The organism is Acinetobacter sp. Tol 5 (genome assembly GCF_019702905.1).
In the GTDB taxonomy this organism is placed as follows: Bacteria; Pseudomonadota; Gammaproteobacteria; order Pseudomonadales; family Moraxellaceae; genus Acinetobacter; species Acinetobacter bereziniae.
Map to the genome: position 1 here is coordinate 3,477,942 of NZ_AP024708.1, position 15,652 is coordinate 3,493,593.

Below are 15,652 nucleotides of genomic sequence, written 5' to 3' on the forward strand. Positions count from 1 at the left end.
AAAGCTGGGACTTTAAAAGATGAAAATAATCACCTGTGCAGGTTTAGGATTAATGGTTTTAGCTTTATCGGCGTGCCAAACAACACCGCGTCAATATAATGGGATGACAGGCTACCAAATCGAAAGTCAGTCAAACAATAGCGCAACATTGGCATATACACTTTCTGGTCGCGCTGACCGTGATTTAGATGCCAGTAAATTACAACGTGCATGTCAAAAAGTTTTAGGTGCAAATAAAACCTATAAAATTTCTGTGCTTAGTATCAATGAAATCATCAACCCGCAAACTGCACAAAATCAAGCCGGTGTTCAACTTGGGCATAGTCGAACCTCTTTTGGACTTTCAAATACTCCTAATCTAAACAACAGTGAGGATTATGCAACGCGTCAAGCACTTGAAACTCGTCCAAGCACCTTGCATGTTGTACGTTATACCTGTTCTTAATACACCCAATCATAATAAATTTTCAAAAAATAAGACGCTTTTATAGCGTCTTATAAAAACTCACATTTCGAAACTCTTTGGCTTCATCTAAATCAGGCCATGTTGTTGCACTTCGTTCATCCAATTTTTGATAATTCGGATGACTAAAGTTTTTGACCCGACTGTCCGCCACCCATACTTCAGGGGCAAACTTTAAAAATTCATCTAAGAAAAAGCGATTAGATTGATCATATAAAACATCTGCGGCGAGCAATACATCCACCTGTTCTGCTTTATATAAATCATCCAGATATTCCAGCTCTACCTCGTTTAGTGCAGCATTTTCACGACAAGCATCTAAACTCACTTGGTCAATGTCACAACAAATCACACGCTTGGCACCAGCTAATTTGGCAGCAATCGCGACCACACCTGACCCAGCGCCAAAATCGAGAACCACCTTATCTTTAACATGATGTGGCTCAGCCAATAACCATTGTGCCATCGCCAAACCAGATGCCCAACAAAAGATCCAATAAGGCGTGTCATTCCAAATACGACGAATCACTTCATCATCTAAACGATCAGTCGGAAAAACCGGTGGAATCAACCACAATGAAATCGGAGTCTCAGGTAACTGCTGAGCGAGTAGCTGGCATTGAGGAATCACCTCATGCAAGGCTTTGAGTAAATGTGATGGGGCTTTAGGAAATTGTAAAGTACAACTCATAAATGTATAACCAAAATGATTATTCTAATACTTCGCAAATACACTAAGGTTGTTGACGCTTATATACTTCGATAATTTGCTGTTATTGCAGATCGCATCATATTGAATACATGATTGTCACAAAGTCTATTATTAAAGCAACTTTTACCAAAACAAAAATGACATTTTCGAGAAGCCTTCACCATCTATAAACGATGGTGAAGGCTTTACTCTCAATATTTGATTAAGCTAACGCTTTTTCTGCTGCTTCTACAGTTTGACGAATCAATGTAGTAATCGTCATAGGTCCTACACCACCTGGAACTGGCGTATATGCTGAAGCAACTTCTTCAATTCCAACCAATTGAATATCACCAACACCACCACCTTCACGAGGATGGAAACCTGCATCTACCACAACAGCACCTTGTTTGATCCAGTCTTTTTGAATCAACTCTGCTTTACCTACTGCACCCACAACGATATCCGCTTGTTTGATTAATTCAGCAAGGTTTTGGGTACGTGAATGACAGATTGTCACTGTAGCATTGGCTTGAAGTAACATCATTGCCATCGGCTTGCCTAAAATTGCTGAACGTCCAACCACTACAGCATGCTTACCGGCAATCTCAATCTTATTTTCTTTAAGAATGGTCATGATGCCCGCAGGAGTTGCAGAACCATATGCTGCTTCACCCATTGCCATACGACCAAAACCAAGACACGTCACACCATCAACATCTTTTTCTAAAGAGATCGCATCAAAACAAGCACGTTCGTCAATCTGTTCAGGTACAGGATGCTGCAACAAAATACCATGTACATCAGGATTGGCATTTAATTTTTCGATTTCAGCCAATAATTGTTCAGTCGTGGTTTCTTTGCCTAACTCAACTTTCAAAGAATCCATACCTACACGACGACATGCATTTCCTTTCATACGAACATAAGTCGCAGATGCGCCATCATCACCCACTAAAATAGTCGCTAAAATTGGGGTACGACCTGTTTTTGCCTTTAAAGCTTCAACACGAGTCAACAAGTCTGCTTCAATTTGTTTCGCTAATGCGCGACCATCCAATACCAATGCCACGGCACATCTCCAAAGTAGATATGAATCAATTTTGCAAATAATACATGATTATTTAGACAATTTTCTTTCGTATGCTGAATTTATGTGCATATGCATGAAATATAGTATTGTTTTTTTTTCAAAGGTTGCTAATATGTGCATCACCAAGACATGGCGGGGTGGCAGAGTGGTCATGCAGCGGACTGCAACTCCGTGTACGCCGGTTCGATTCCGACCTCCGCCTCCAATCTTGTAAAGCCCGAGTGGTGAAATCGGTAGACACAGGGGATTTAAAATCCCCCGCCCACAAAGCGTGCCAGTTCGAGTCTGGCCTCGGGCACCATTTTAATCAACATTAAAATGGTGTAATAAAAAACCCAGCGATAAGCTGGTTTTTTTATGTCTAAAATTTTATATTAGCTTTTTATGTTAATCTCTAAATTGCAGTTTAAATAAGTGAAGCCTATATGATTCAAAACAAGCAAGTTTCCTTCTATTTAAATCAGTTACAACAACAATATCCAAAAGCATTTAAATACAATTTTTTATTTTATAGCCAAATTAAAACCAAAGGGCTTTTAGATGAAGCCAAGGAGTTTATTCCTTGGATTTTATCAATCATGATTTTTTGCAGTATTTACTTCAGCTTAGGTCATTATATTTCAATTCATTTTGTTCAATTTGATGCTTTTCAAACCAATGCCATCGCAGCCTTGGCGGTTATGTTATTTTTTATGTTGATTGTTCCCATTATTATCAACCAAATCAAACACAGCTCTACCCATCTTTATCAGCAACTTAACAATACGCCATTTAAACTTGCCGCATTGATTATTCTACAAGCACTGAACCTATATTTTATTGAAAGTACACTTTTACAAGGTTTGCTATTTTTCTTTGCGATGAGCTTTGGTTTTGTGAAGTTTTATAAAGAAAATCTATTTCGAGACAGCACCAAAGATACTGAATTTTATCAATTACAACAAATTCGGAGAACTTGCTTTTGGGCTTATAAGCAAGCCAAAAAAGCCAGATTTAAAATGAGATTTTATAATAAAAATTCGGAGCAATATCAGTTTCAGCAGCAGCAACTTACCCAATACTTAGAATTGCATTTACAGTTATTAAAGTATGAAAATGAAATGTGCAAAACATATAAATATGAAGATTTAGATGCCTATATGGACAGCATGATGTAATTTATTTTCATAAAAAACCGAGTCAATATGATGAACTCGGTTTTTTTATACTTGAAAATTTATGCGCTTTTTTGAATGCTTTTCACATCAATCAAATTGTTATTTAACACCACTTGATGCCCACGAGTAGCATCCACAGTATATGTATTTTCCTTAATGGTACTCACAAAAATCCAATCTGCTTGAACCTGTTGCGCGGTAAAACTCACTTTCAAATAACCACGTTGATTTAAGTTGGTATAATTCAATTCATCAATCAGTGTGGTAAACGCCATTTCAAATTGCTGTAACTGCGCTAAAGGAATACTGAGGTACTTTTCCATTCCTGGTGAAGACACAGAGCTAGTTGCCAATTCAACCCCAACAAAATCACCTGTTTGTGTATGCAAGTCCGCAGACCAAGCATTATGTGTATCCCCTGCCAAAACAACGACTTTCTTATTCAGTGCTTTTAGTGTTCCATATAAAATTTCACGCTCAGCATAGTATCCATCCCACGCATCGAGATTATATGGAGCTACCGTCGTCACACGTGCTTTTTCTGTAGCTGTTAAAGATGGATCACCCGCTTTTAAACGAAGTTTTAAGGTCACTAATTCAGTAATCTGTTGATTCATTTTTACCAATGTCTCTGGAGTAACATTACCACTGGTAATTGCAGCCAATGAAAGCAGTAATTCAGCTGGAATTAGCATTTTTGCCATCAAGACTTGCTGACCTAATACATTCCATGTCGCTGTAGATTGTGCCAGTTTTTTCTGTAACCAGTCTCGTTGTGTATACCCCATCAACGTACGAGAAGTACTGATCAAATCTGACTGAAACTTGGCAATATCCAACCCAGAAGCCGTCATATAATCCGCATAATCCAATTGCTTATCACGAGCCAAGATACGTGTATCCAACATCGTCAATTGCACCAATGAACCAAAGTCAAATTGACGATAAATATTCAAATGATCTGTTTGATTCACAGGTCGAATTGGCATCCATTCAAAATACGCCTGTAATGCCGCTAACTTGCGATCAGAAAAGCTCCCTTCATTGGCTTGATGATTTTCAGCACCCGCTTTCCATGCATCATTGGCTAACTCATGGTCATCCCAAATCACAATAAAAGGATGACGTGCATGTGCAGCTTGTAAATCAGTATCCTTATGATAAAGCGCATAACGTTTGCGATAGTCGTCCAATTTGATAATTTCTTTATCATTGTCCGCAGGAAGCGTACGTCCTAATTTAGCCGCATCTTCAGTTGCATAGCCATCTTTGCCATATTCATAAATATAATCACCAAGATGGATAATCGCATCGACATCTTGTTTTGCCATTTCTCGATAAACATAGAAATATCCCGCTGGATAATTCGAACACGAACATACTGCAAATTGAACAGCATTGGTCGTTTCTGGTAATGTTTTGGTACGACCGACGGGTGAAATCACTGAACCGAATTTAAAACGATAATAGTAAGTTTGCCCAGACTTCAACTTATCAGCATCAACTTTAACCGTAAAATCTTGTGCTTGTGTTGTTTGTACTTTCCCTGTGTTGATGATTTGTACAAATTTTTCGTCTGTCGCAATTTCCCAAACAACTTCAATACGTAAAGTAGTATCTTGGGGAGTTACACGTGTCCATAAAATCACACGGTCCTTAAGCGGATCACCACTCGCCACCCCATGTAAAAATTCAACTTTAGTGGCTGACGTTGTTGAATCATTATTGTCGCTACCACAAGCTGTCAAAGAAACTGGTATAGATAGTGCCCCAAAACTGGCTAATGACTTTTGAATAAGTTCACGGCGTGAAATTGAGCTTGGCATTGAAATCGATTTCCTCTAAGTTTTTTTATCTCATCACTTTAATCAGGAAATATTTCACTTTAATCTCAAGTTAATGAAAAATTCATGACAATAAAATCAATATATTGGCTTAAAATGCTTTATTTTCAGCCATAAACATCCGAGTTGATTGAAAAGAAAGCAAATCGTGCTAAATACGCTTGCCAAGAGAAAAACTGTCCTTTATTATTGCGCACATGCCCGAGTGGTGAAATCGGTAGACACAGGGGATTTAAAATCCCCCGCCCACAAAGCGTGCCAGTTCGAGTCTGGCCTCGGGCACCATTTTAAATTGATATTAAAATGGTGCAATTAAAGAACCCAGCAACTGCTGGTTTTTTTATGCCAAAAATTTAATCTCTTTAAATCATTAAATTTAAAATTAACATCTATTTCAAAATATCAAATACATCATTTTTAATATCTCACTTAAATATTTGATGATATTGATATTTACTTAATACATTCATAAATTCAATTTAATTAAAAACTATGACTGAAATTCAAAATCCAGTAAAAACGATTGCTCCAATATTTCCTCGACTTTTTGCATTTATCATCGACTGTTTGATTGTCGGTGTTGCATGTTTGGTAATGGGGAAAGTGCTATATCCCTATTTTGAAAACTCTCCATTTATTTTTCAATGTCTTGGCACTTTGCTATGTTTGTTTTATTTCTCTGCTTTTAACAGTTCAATTGGAGATGGTAAAACGATTGGAAAAATACTCTGTAAAATTCGTGTAAAAGACTTTACAGGTGCTTCAATTTCACCAACCCACGCTTTAATTCGATCAAGCATTTTCATTATTCCATTTTGCTTTATCGGTTATTTACAATCCTTTGCACATCCGCCCCTTACACTTATTTTAATCATCGCCTTTTTTCAAAGTATTGTTTTTGCATGTTTCTACTTGGCAGTTTTTAATGGAAACAGCCAACAATCCCTTCATGATGTACTGACACGTACACAAATTCTCAGAAATACACAATCCAATATGTCTCATCAGGCAATATGGAAAGTGCATTATTACATTCTCACTTTGATCACAATGATCATTTTTTCAATCAATGTCTGGCATTATGTTCAAAATCAAAATTCAACAACTCATGATTTGACTTCAATCCCTGATGATATTCAAAATATTCAGATCGAAAATCGTTATTCTTTTATTGGCGAAACTGAATCAACAAATCAAGTTCTCATTTTAAATGTTAGTCAACCTGCTTATCTTGATCAGGTTGATACTGCTGAAACATTAATTCAAAAGCTTCAACAAGACAGCAATATTTTAGCCCAATATAAAATCAATCAAGTGCAATTTAATTTTTCCTATCAATTCGGTTTAGCAAAATTATCAAAAGCAACCATTTATGATTATAAAAAGACTGCCACAACGACTCAGCTCACCCATATCGGTGAGAATACATCCGTGAAGCTTGGTTTTTAAAAGAGCTTTTAAATGGTTTTAAGATGCATGATTGAAAGATAAAAAAAAGACCACGTTTTTGGAAACGTGGTCTATAAAAATGGTGGCTATGACGGGACTTGAACCTGTGACCCCCGCATTATGAGTGCGGTGCTCTAACCAACTGAGCTACATAGCCTAAAACTGTGCGCGCATTATCTGCTGTAACTCACGTTACGTCAAGTAATAATTGCAATAAAATTCATTGAAGTGAGCCGATAAGCCGGGTTCTGTCTAGAACGATCATTCCTCTAGGCGCACAATCACTCATACGCTCAAGCGACCTACCCGGATCCAGCATGGGCCATGCCTATAGGATCCCTATTTGGTCTTGCTTCCGGTGGGGTTTACCATGCCATGAACTGTTACCAGTCATGCGGTGCGCTCTTACCGCACCCTTTCACCCTTACCTTCCATTTCTCCGAAAAGAAACGTTATTGAAGGCGGTCTACTCTCTGCTGCACTTTCCGTCGGTTTACACCGCCCAGGCGTTACCTGGCACCTTGCCCGATGAAGCCCGGACTTTCCTCCCCTGCTTCAATCACGGAGATCTCCACAGCAGCGATCGTCTGGCTCACTTCGGGGCGTATGCTAACAAATTTTACTGGGAATTGCTTGCGCTTTTTTGAGCAATTAAACTTTTATACTTCTCCATCAAGTCTTCTTGGCTTTCTACATGATTTGGATCAAGAGGAATACAATCTACTGGACAGAAAAGTGCACACTGCGGCTCATCAAAATGCCCCACACATTCTGTACAGAGGTTTGGATGGATTTCATAAATCTCCTCCCCCATAAAAATGGCTTCATTGGGGCATACCGGTTCACATACATCACAATTGATGCATTCATCAGTGATTATTAAAGACACATTACCAACCTTGTTGATGTTTACGGTGAAAAGCTTCGACCACACATTGTGGCACAAATTTAGCGACATCACCTTTTAATCGCGCAATTTCCCGAACCATCGTTGAAGAAATAAATGAAAATTGCTCTGAAGGTGTTAAAAATACTGTTTCAAAATCATGATCCAATTGACGATTCATATTGGCAAGCTGAAATTCATATTCAAAATCTGACACAGCTCTTAATCCACGTAAAACAGCAGTCGCATTTTGCTCACGGGCAAAATTTACCAATAAGCCATCAAAGCCAACAAACTCAACATTAGGTAGATGTTTGAGTGATATTTTCGCTAACTCTACACGCTCTTCTAAACTGAATACTGGATTTTTATGATGTCCAATCGCAATTGCAACGACGACTTCATCAAACATCCGTGAAGCGCGGGCAACCAAATCCACATGGCCATTGGTAATTGGATCAAAAGTTCCTGGATAGATGACACGAGTTTTAGACATCCATTTGTACTCAAGTTTGTTATGTAGAGCTATAGTTTAACAAAAACTTAAATCTTAGCGAATAACCTCTGCGCATTTAGCCTTTGCTTTAATTGTGAAATGACTTCACCTCAAGCCAAGTTTAAGGCAGAATAAGGCTATTCTTGGAATTATTTGTATTATGTCGAAAAATATTGTCGTAAAAAAAAATAATGGCGGGACGATTGCACAAAATAAACGTGCGCGTCACGATTATTTTATTGAAGAAAAATTTGAAGCTGGGCTTTCGTTGCAAGGCTGGGAAGTAAAGTCATTACGTGCTGGACGTATGACCATTACAGAAAGCTATATTACCTTTAAAAATAATGAAGCGTTTCTGTTCGGCGCTCAGATTCAACCTTTGTTATCTGCATCAACACATGTAGTACCTGAAGCAACACGTACGCGCAAGCTACTGCTCTCCCGCCGTGAATTAGAAAAGTTAATGGGTGCAGTCAATCAAAAGGGCTATACGTGTGTACCATTGGCATGTTACTGGAAAGGTCACTTGGCAAAACTAGAGATTGCTTTAGTAAAAGGTAAACAGTTACATGACAAACGTGCTACGGAAAAAGACCGTGATTGGCAACGAGATAAAGCTCGAATTATGCACAAATAAGAATAACCTCCGAATGGAGGTTTTTCTTTTAGAAAGAATGCTCAACAGAACTTTAATGAACCATAGCAGTTAGGTGCGAAATCTTGGTTAACTAACTTCAAATTAGCTAAATCCATATTTACTTTAGCATCCTGCAAAGGTACATCATTTAGGTTAAAAGTTCCTGTAAGACAAGAAAGCGCAAGAAAACCACACTCAATGGGCTTTTTCTGTAAATAGCTACTGACATAAGGAATAACTTGCTTAACCACTGCATCAGTGACTTCTACACGTTGACTAGGTGATACATCACCAATATCAATCGCGTCTTCAAAAGCCATCCACCAGCCTTTCTGTGCAGCAACCTCAGCATTTGGCCACCAAACCTTTTGGGACTGTAATGAAAGTGAAAATGGATTATCTAATTTTAATTTATGTATTAAGCCTAAACTTTGATCAACATTCACACTAACATTTAAATTAGAGATATTTCCATTAACAGTACCACCCAAAGGGATAGGTAAGGCTCCCCATAGTTTTGCTTCTGCATTAATCTTTCCACCGAGCGGAATATTATCAATCACAGCTGTACCTGTTAAATTTACACTGGTCATCCTGTTTCCGCTGATCGTTTGACCTTTGATATATAATTTCCCGCTTCCTTCCCCAAGATTTAAAGAATAATCATTTGAGGTAAAGTCTGCTGTGATAAAACCCGTTGAGCTTTTCGCTTTACCTATAATTGATAATCCTAAATTGGAATAATTTACCCCTGTTCTTGCACCAGTATAAGCCGTACCTGTTGCATCTTTAATTTTCATAAAACCACTTAAACTGTTTATTCCATTTGGTGTTTCTGAGTTTTCTGATCCTAATGTTAATAATCCCAAAGCTTTTTCTGCACTTAAACGTAGACCTACAACTTCTCTAGTTGATGCTGCGTCTGGATTCTTAATTGCAAACTCTAAAAAAGGATTGGTTAATTTTGCACTTGAGCCAGCTCTCCCTTCGCGGGTATCTGCCACGCCTGAAAGACTAAGATTATCAATATCAATATCGCATCCACCTGCACCATTGATACCACCACAACCAAGTTGTAATTTTTTAATATTGGCATTGAGCTCAAGTTCAGCTTCAAGCCCAAGCTTATAAAATCCTATGCCCTGCCCTTGCATTTTATTGGCACTGTCTGTTGGAGCAATATAACCTAAACTCATCAAGGCTTGACCTCGAACTTTTGAAAGCTCAGTATCATTTAACTCGACCAAACCCTTCGATTGAGGCAAATTAGCAAAACTATCAATCGAAATAAAAAATCCACCACAAATTAAAATCATCTTACTGATTTTAATTAACTTTACTACAATAACTTCCATATCACCTGCTCATATTTTTATTATTGGTCAAAAATATAGGAAAATGATCAATAACAAAATAGCCGATCAGGACAAATATTTTGTCTAATTTAACAATAGTCTTTTTCACCTAAATAAGATAATGTTTTTTAATATTTTTTATATAAATTTATTTTGTTAATTTATTTAAATAACAATGAAATACATATTTTATTTTGGATAATTTTTTATCAACCTATCAAGTATTTTATAAAAAATCATTACAGAGTTTGTATTCCTGACATGAAAACTTTCCTAGTTGTGGAATGATGAATAATTTTATTGGGAGATCAAAAGAGGTTAAGTTTGCAACAAAGTCTCTTAAATAGCATTTTGTCGTTAAAAGGAATTTAACAGAATTTTAATGAGCCATAACAGTTAGGAGCGAAATTTTGAGTTGCTAATGGTAAGTCCTTAATTGGAAAAAATAATGGTCTTGATGATGATAAATTTACCTCACCAATATTTAAACCAGCAATTAAACATGAGCCTAAAGGACAGCTAGGTGGTCTATTGGTCAAATAATTACTAATATTTGGAACAACTTGTTTAAGAATATCATTTGTTACATTAATAGGATTTTTAGGAATAATTTTGCCAATATCAATTTCGTCCTCTATGGCTAACCACCATCCTCGATTAGCAGCATATTCCGCACCAGGCCAGTGGACTTGGCTTGATTGTAGTGATAATGAAAATGGATTATTTAATGGTAGTTTATGGATATATCCCAAATTTTCATCAATATCTAAGTCAGCTTTTAAACCTGATATGTAACCATTAGCATTGATATTCAAAGGGACCCATGAAATTAGTGGAAGTTTTACGCTTGCAGCAATATTCCCACCAAAATTTAAATTATCAATAATCGCAGTTCCTGTTAACTTTGCAGAGGTTAAGCGTGTTCCTGTTAATGTTTTACTATTTATGAATAAATTTGCACTAGTGGATTGTAATTGTAGGTTATAGCTATTTGTATCAAAGTTTGGTTGGATTAAAGAACCCAAAAGTTGAATTTTACCGTTAATTAACATTCCAGTATCATTAAATGTCATAGGTCGTGCAGCAGTAATCCCTGTTCCAGTTGTAGCTTTAATTTTCAAAGCTCCACTCAGACGATTAATACCATTTGGTAAGTCTGAATTTTCATTACCAGCAGTTAATAGACCCAACACTTTTTCAGCACTAAGACGTAAACCAACAATTTCTCTGGTTGAGGATGTATTAGGATTCTTTATTGCAAATTCTAAAAATGGATTGGTCAGTTTCGCACTAGATCCTACTCGCCCCAAACGTGTATCTGAAATTCCAGAAAGACTGAGATTATCAATATCAATATCACAACCACCTGCACCATTCACACCACCACAGCCAAGTTGTAATTTTTTTATATTTGCATTCAGCTCAAGTTCAGCTTCTAGCCCTAATTTATAAAAACCTACACCTTGTCCACGCATCTTATTAATTGAGTCATTCGGAGCAATATAGCTCAAACTCATAAGTGACTGCCCTTGAACCTCAGACAACTCTGAGTCATTTAACTGAATTAAAGATGTGATTTTTTCATTTTCGGCAAAACAATTCATTGATAAAACTATTGCACTTGAGATTAAAACTATTCTTGTCCTTTGAATTGTTTTTTGAGCATTGATATCCATATCATCCACACATGTTTTTATTTTTCTAATCAAACATAGTGCAATGAAGCATAAAAATATTAGCTTACAACGACAAATTACTTATCATTTTGCGACAATGATCGCATTAATTTAAACAAAAAATAAATATTAGACGTTTTACCTAATTTTCTAGTTAGATTAGCTAAATTTATTTAATAATAGTGCAAGATACTCACCAAACCACAAGGCTGTTTGTAAATCACCAGATGGCGGTGTTAAGTCAACAGGTGCATTGTCTGATTGCGTCATTAAACCCAAATAACCCGCCATACGGTTTAAATCTGTGGGCTTGATTCCTGTTGGCATTAAAGGCAAACCAGACCAAAGCATGCCATGTTGCATCGCAAAGATATTAATCTGCTGTAATACGGATAATTTATCTCCGCTTAAACCACCTGAGTTAGTAAATGCGGCAGCGAGCTTCCCTTGCCAATCACGATTTTTCCAACGCTTAGAGGTTGAGTCCATAAACATTTTAAATGGACCTGTTACACTGCCCATATAAGTAGGTGAACCAAATACAATTGCATCGGCTTGGTCCAAAATATCCCAATCTATATGCTCAATATCCATTTTATGGACAGTCACTCCAACCTTCTCGATGCCCTGCGCAATATAGCTCGCGACTTTAGCAGTATGACCAAAAGGGCTATGATAAACAATCGCGATAGATTTAGCAGATAAAGACATATCAATTGAAAACAAACAAATTTAGTCAAGTTTAACATCAATTCATTTTTAAACAATTCTTGTCAAGTGTTAAAAGTACTTTTACTCAATCTATAAAATTTCGAGCAATATCTCAAAATATAGATTTAGTTCTGCATAAATACAAAAGTTGCCATACGACCTGTTTTAGGGTGACGGCGGTAGGAGTAAAAGTCCTCGGACTGACGATAAGTACACTGATCACCACCCGTGACAATTTTAACACCCTGCTGTTTAAGGATATAACGTGCAATCGCATACAAGTCTGCATAGTATTTACCGTCTTGTTCACCCGCAATAAAAGCTGTTTCCAATTCAGCATATTGAGTACAAAAAGCAGTTTTTACTTCCTGACCAATTTCAAAACAAGATTGACTAATTGCAGCCCCTAGCCATGCCCATGCAGGTTGAGATGTCATTTCTGAAATGGTATTTTCAATAATTCCACCTGCTAAACCTCTCCAACCTGCATGTAAATTAGCAACTTCAGTACCATCTGCATTTCCCAAAACCACAGGTAAACAATCCGCAGTCATCATCATCAAGGCATGACCTTGTGTTTGCGTTACCAACCCATCCCCCACTAAGGCATTAAATGTAATTTCTTCATTGATGGTGTGACAAATCGTGCTATGTGTTTGTGTCATCCATGTAATCTTATTGACACCATGTACAGCAAACTCATCCAATAAAATCATCCGATGTTGCTGTACACGCCGTGGATCATCATCCACATGCAATGCTAAATTGAAACCTCCCAACTCTGGCTGTACAGATGGTAAAGCCATTGGATGTTGTATATGTGTTTGACCAACATAGACACCTTGAGGTAATCCCTGAACAAATTGCATGTGACTCTCCATTAACCATCAATTATTTTAAATAAATTAATACGCTTTATTTTCAGAACGCAAAACTTCAACCAAGTTGGTAAAATCTTCAGGCCAAGGCGCTTCAAACATCATTTCCTCTTGAGTACGTGGATGAATAAGCCCTAATTTAGATGCATGTAGAGCTTGACGTTTAAAGTTACGCAAAGTGCTACTTAACTTTTCCGAAGCCCCAGCAGGTACTTTAACGCGACTCACATAAACAGGATCACCAACCAATGGATAACCAATATAAGTAAAGTGAATACGAATCTGATGTGTACGCCCCGTCTCTAATTGCGCCTGTACACGAGTAAAATGCTGAAAACGTTCCTTAACATTATAATGCGTCACAGCATCACGACCGCCAGGTAAGATCGCCATTTTGACACGATCAACAGGATGTCGTTTGATCGGTTCATCAATGGTTCCACCTGCTATGATATGACCATAACAAACTAAGTCATAAACACGATAGACTGATTTTTTAGCCAATTGTTTACTTAACGAAAATTGTGCTTCTAAGTTTTTAGCAACAACCAATAAGCCACTGGTATCTTTATCGATACGATGTACTAAACCTGCGCGAGATAATTCCGAAGATTTAGGATAATGGTAGAGTAAAGCATTGACCAATGTACCATTCGGATTACCCGCGCCAGGATGTACAACCATACCCACAGGTTTATTGATCACCATAATATCGTCATCTTCATAAACGATATTTAAAGCAATATTCTCAGGCTGCGCAGTTGTTTGAGTTTCGAGTTCAACATTGAGACTTAACTGTTCATTGCCTTCACATTTATACTTAGGCTTGACCGTGTTACCATTTACCAACAAATGACCGTCTTTCATCCACTGCTTAAGTTTTTCACGAGAAAACTCGCTCCAAACAAGTGCAGCAACTTGGTCGATACGTTGCCCTAAATAGCTTTCATCCAGTTGAAATTGCAACGATAAACGTGTTGCAGTTGGCGCAGAATTATGATTATCTGCATCCTCAGAATCTTCAAGTAAATTGAAATCATTTTCTGAGAAATTAGAATTAGAAGAGTGTGCTGAAGTCATTTGCTCATTCGGACAAAAGTGGTTTAATAGCGCAATTGTAGCCTATTGCCCGTATCAACAGAGGAATTTTTATGTCGCTACCACGTTATAAAGTCACAATGCTTGCTTTAACTGTAGGCTTAGCAACTGTATTTGTAGGTTGTAGCAGCAATCCCAAGAAGGAGGTTGTCGATACAGGTCCAAAATCAAATGAGCAGACTTATTACAATAATGCGATAAAATCACTAGACCGCGGGCAATACGGTGATGCTGCAAAAGCGTTGGAAGCTATGGATACATACTTCCCAACGGGACAATATGCACAGCAAGCTCAACTTGAACTGCTTTATACCAAGTTTAAGCAAAAAGATTATGAAGGTACAATCGCACTGGCAGATCGTTTCATTCGCTTAAATCCTCAGCACCCAAATTTAGACTACGCTTATTATGTCCGTGGTGTGGCAAACATGGAGCAAAATTATGACAGTTTGCTTCGTTATACTTCGTTGAAACAAGCACATCGTGATGTAGGTTATTTAAAAATCGCTTATCAAAACTTTGTAGATTTGATTCGTCGTTATCCATCAAGCCAATATTCGGTTGATGCTGCACAACGTATGAAGTATATCGGTCAAGAATTGGCTGAAAGTGAGATGAATACTGCCCGTTTCAATCTTAAACGTAAGGCTTATTTGGCTGCAATTGAACGCTCGCAATGGGTCATTGAACATTATCCACAAACCCCACAAATTCCTGAAGCTTTAGCAACGATGGCTTATGGCTATGACAAACTGGGCGACAAAGATACTGCACAACAATACAAAGACGTGCTTAAGCTGAACTATCCAAACCTTGTTAAATCAAATGGTGAAGTGAATATTCGTGCTGCACGCAAAGAAGGCAGTTGGTGGAACCGTGCGACCCTTGGTATTTTAGGTCGTGGTGAAAAAGCAGAAGTATCAAAAGATACAAATACTGAAACATCTTCAAACTCAGAACAGCAGTCGAGCTTATTGAATAAAGTTAGCTTTGGCTTGCTTGATCGTCCAAATCGTGAAGTTTCAAAAGAACCTGCTCGTGCAGATGAAAGCCTTTATGACGGTCAACGCAAATAAGGTGTGTTAAGAAATATCATCTTTGATATGACTTCACCGCGACAATTCAAGACGGGTTTTTACCCGTCTTTTTTATTCATGGATATTTTTAAGGTTAAAACTGCGTTAAACTTTAAATGACTTCAAACGATATATGACTTAA

Annotated in this window: 15 protein-coding genes, 4 tRNA genes and 1 other RNA gene; 8 read left to right on the forward strand and 12 right to left on the reverse strand. The window is 37.5% G+C overall.

Features of this window, described 5'->3' with window-relative positions; all coding sequences use genetic code 11:
- Positions 1-19 precede the first annotated feature (19 nt).
- The gene (locus TOL5_RS16200; protein WP_046760982.1) at positions 20-445 is read left to right on the forward strand and encodes a hypothetical protein; all 426 of its coding nucleotides are present in this window, start codon (positions 20-22) and stop codon (positions 443-445) included.
- Between the two features lie 40 nt (positions 446-485).
- Here TOL5_RS16200 and TOL5_RS16205 read toward each other — a convergent pair whose 3' ends face one another.
- Together TOL5_RS16205 and folD are read right to left on the reverse strand one after the other, a co-directional pair.
- Complete coding sequence (locus TOL5_RS16205; RefSeq protein WP_004828323.1) at positions 486-1,154, reverse strand: class I SAM-dependent methyltransferase; 669 nt, start codon at positions 1,152-1,154, stop codon at positions 486-488.
- Between the two features lie 223 nt (positions 1,155-1,377).
- Complete coding sequence (gene folD / locus TOL5_RS16210) at positions 1,378-2,226, reverse strand: bifunctional methylenetetrahydrofolate dehydrogenase/methenyltetrahydrofolate cyclohydrolase FolD (protein ID WP_005030715.1); 849 nt, start codon at positions 2,224-2,226, stop codon at positions 1,378-1,380.
- A gap of 152 nt (positions 2,227-2,378) precedes the next feature.
- Between folD and TOL5_RS16215 the strand changes: the two genes are divergently transcribed.
- The 3 genes from TOL5_RS16215 to TOL5_RS16225 all read left to right on the forward strand — a co-directional run bounded on the left by TOL5_RS16215 (position 2,379) and on the right by TOL5_RS16225 (position 3,404).
- Positions 2,379-2,452: transfer RNA gene (locus TOL5_RS16215), tRNA-Cys, on the forward strand.
- Positions 2,453-2,462: 10 nt separating this feature from the next.
- A tRNA-Leu gene (locus tag TOL5_RS16220) sits at positions 2,463-2,548 on the forward strand.
- A gap of 124 nt (positions 2,549-2,672) precedes the next feature.
- The gene (locus TOL5_RS16225; protein ID WP_221260506.1) at positions 2,673-3,404 is read left to right on the forward strand and encodes a hypothetical protein; all 732 of its coding nucleotides are present in this window, start codon (positions 2,673-2,675) and stop codon (positions 3,402-3,404) included.
- 59 nt (positions 3,405-3,463) lie between these two features.
- On the opposite strand, the gene TOL5_RS16230 is transcribed toward TOL5_RS16225, so the two are convergent.
- Entirely contained in the window at positions 3,464-5,230 is a 1,767-nt protein-coding gene (locus TOL5_RS16230; RefSeq protein WP_121774099.1) for an alkaline phosphatase D family protein, read from the reverse strand.
- A gap of 217 nt (positions 5,231-5,447) precedes the next feature.
- Here TOL5_RS16230 and TOL5_RS16235 point away from each other — a divergent pair.
- Together TOL5_RS16235 and TOL5_RS16240 are read left to right on the forward strand one after the other, a co-directional pair.
- A tRNA-Leu gene (locus tag TOL5_RS16235) sits at positions 5,448-5,533 on the forward strand.
- A 207-nt stretch (positions 5,534-5,740) separates the two neighbouring features.
- Complete coding sequence (locus TOL5_RS16240; RefSeq protein WP_121774100.1) at positions 5,741-6,697, forward strand: RDD family protein; 957 nt, start codon at positions 5,741-5,743, stop codon at positions 6,695-6,697.
- A gap of 80 nt (positions 6,698-6,777) precedes the next feature.
- Here TOL5_RS16240 and TOL5_RS16245 read toward each other — a convergent pair.
- From TOL5_RS16245 to coaD, 4 genes are all read right to left on the reverse strand, one after another.
- Positions 6,778-6,854 (reverse strand) — tRNA-Met (locus TOL5_RS16245).
- Positions 6,855-6,918: 64 nt separating this feature from the next.
- Positions 6,919-7,296, reverse strand: an RNA gene (rnpB, locus tag TOL5_RS16250) — RNase P RNA component class A.
- A gap of 20 nt (positions 7,297-7,316) precedes the next feature.
- On the reverse strand, positions 7,317-7,586 hold the full coding sequence (locus TOL5_RS16255; RefSeq protein ID WP_004828314.1) for a YfhL family 4Fe-4S dicluster ferredoxin: 270 nt from the start codon (positions 7,584-7,586) through the stop codon (positions 7,317-7,319).
- Position 7,587: 1 nt separating this feature from the next.
- Entirely contained in the window at positions 7,588-8,079 is a 492-nt protein-coding gene (coaD, locus tag TOL5_RS16260; RefSeq protein WP_004828311.1) for a pantetheine-phosphate adenylyltransferase, read from the reverse strand.
- Between the two features lie 160 nt (positions 8,080-8,239).
- Between coaD and smpB the strand changes: the two genes are divergently transcribed.
- Complete coding sequence (gene smpB, locus TOL5_RS16265; RefSeq protein ID WP_004828309.1) at positions 8,240-8,716, forward strand: SsrA-binding protein SmpB; 477 nt, start codon at positions 8,240-8,242, stop codon at positions 8,714-8,716.
- A 41-nt stretch (positions 8,717-8,757) separates the two neighbouring features.
- Here the strand turns inward: smpB and TOL5_RS16270 are convergent, their stop codons facing one another.
- The 5 genes from TOL5_RS16270 to rluD all read right to left on the reverse strand — a co-directional run bounded on the left by TOL5_RS16270 (position 8,758) and on the right by rluD (position 14,416).
- Positions 8,758-10,071, reverse strand: a complete 1,314-nt coding sequence (locus TOL5_RS16270; protein ID WP_121774101.1) for a hypothetical protein — start codon at positions 10,069-10,071, stop codon at positions 8,758-8,760.
- 368 nt (positions 10,072-10,439) lie between these two features.
- Positions 10,440-11,747 carry a hypothetical protein gene (locus TOL5_RS16275; RefSeq protein ID WP_121774102.1) on the reverse strand — a complete coding sequence of 436 codons (1,308 nt, stop codon included), beginning with the start codon at positions 11,745-11,747 and terminating at the stop codon, positions 10,440-10,442.
- Positions 11,748-11,906: 159 nt separating this feature from the next.
- Positions 11,907-12,458: a flavodoxin family protein gene (locus TOL5_RS16280; protein WP_121774103.1), complete on the reverse strand. Its 552-nt coding sequence runs from the start codon at positions 12,456-12,458 to the stop codon at positions 11,907-11,909.
- 125 nt (positions 12,459-12,583) lie between these two features.
- Positions 12,584-13,327: a peptidoglycan editing factor PgeF gene (pgeF, locus tag TOL5_RS16285; RefSeq protein WP_121774104.1), complete on the reverse strand. Its 744-nt coding sequence runs from the start codon at positions 13,325-13,327 to the stop codon at positions 12,584-12,586.
- A 36-nt stretch (positions 13,328-13,363) separates the two neighbouring features.
- Positions 13,364-14,416 carry a 23S rRNA pseudouridine(1911/1915/1917) synthase RluD gene (gene rluD, locus TOL5_RS16290; protein ID WP_004828287.1) on the reverse strand — a complete coding sequence of 351 codons (1,053 nt, stop codon included), beginning with the start codon at positions 14,414-14,416 and terminating at the stop codon, positions 13,364-13,366.
- A 71-nt stretch (positions 14,417-14,487) separates the two neighbouring features.
- On the opposite strand from rluD, the gene TOL5_RS16295 reads away from it, so the two are divergent.
- Positions 14,488-15,510 carry an outer membrane protein assembly factor BamD gene (locus tag TOL5_RS16295; RefSeq protein WP_004828285.1) on the forward strand — a complete coding sequence of 341 codons (1,023 nt, stop codon included), beginning with the start codon at positions 14,488-14,490 and terminating at the stop codon, positions 15,508-15,510.
- The last annotated feature ends 142 nt before the right edge of the window (positions 15,511-15,652 follow it).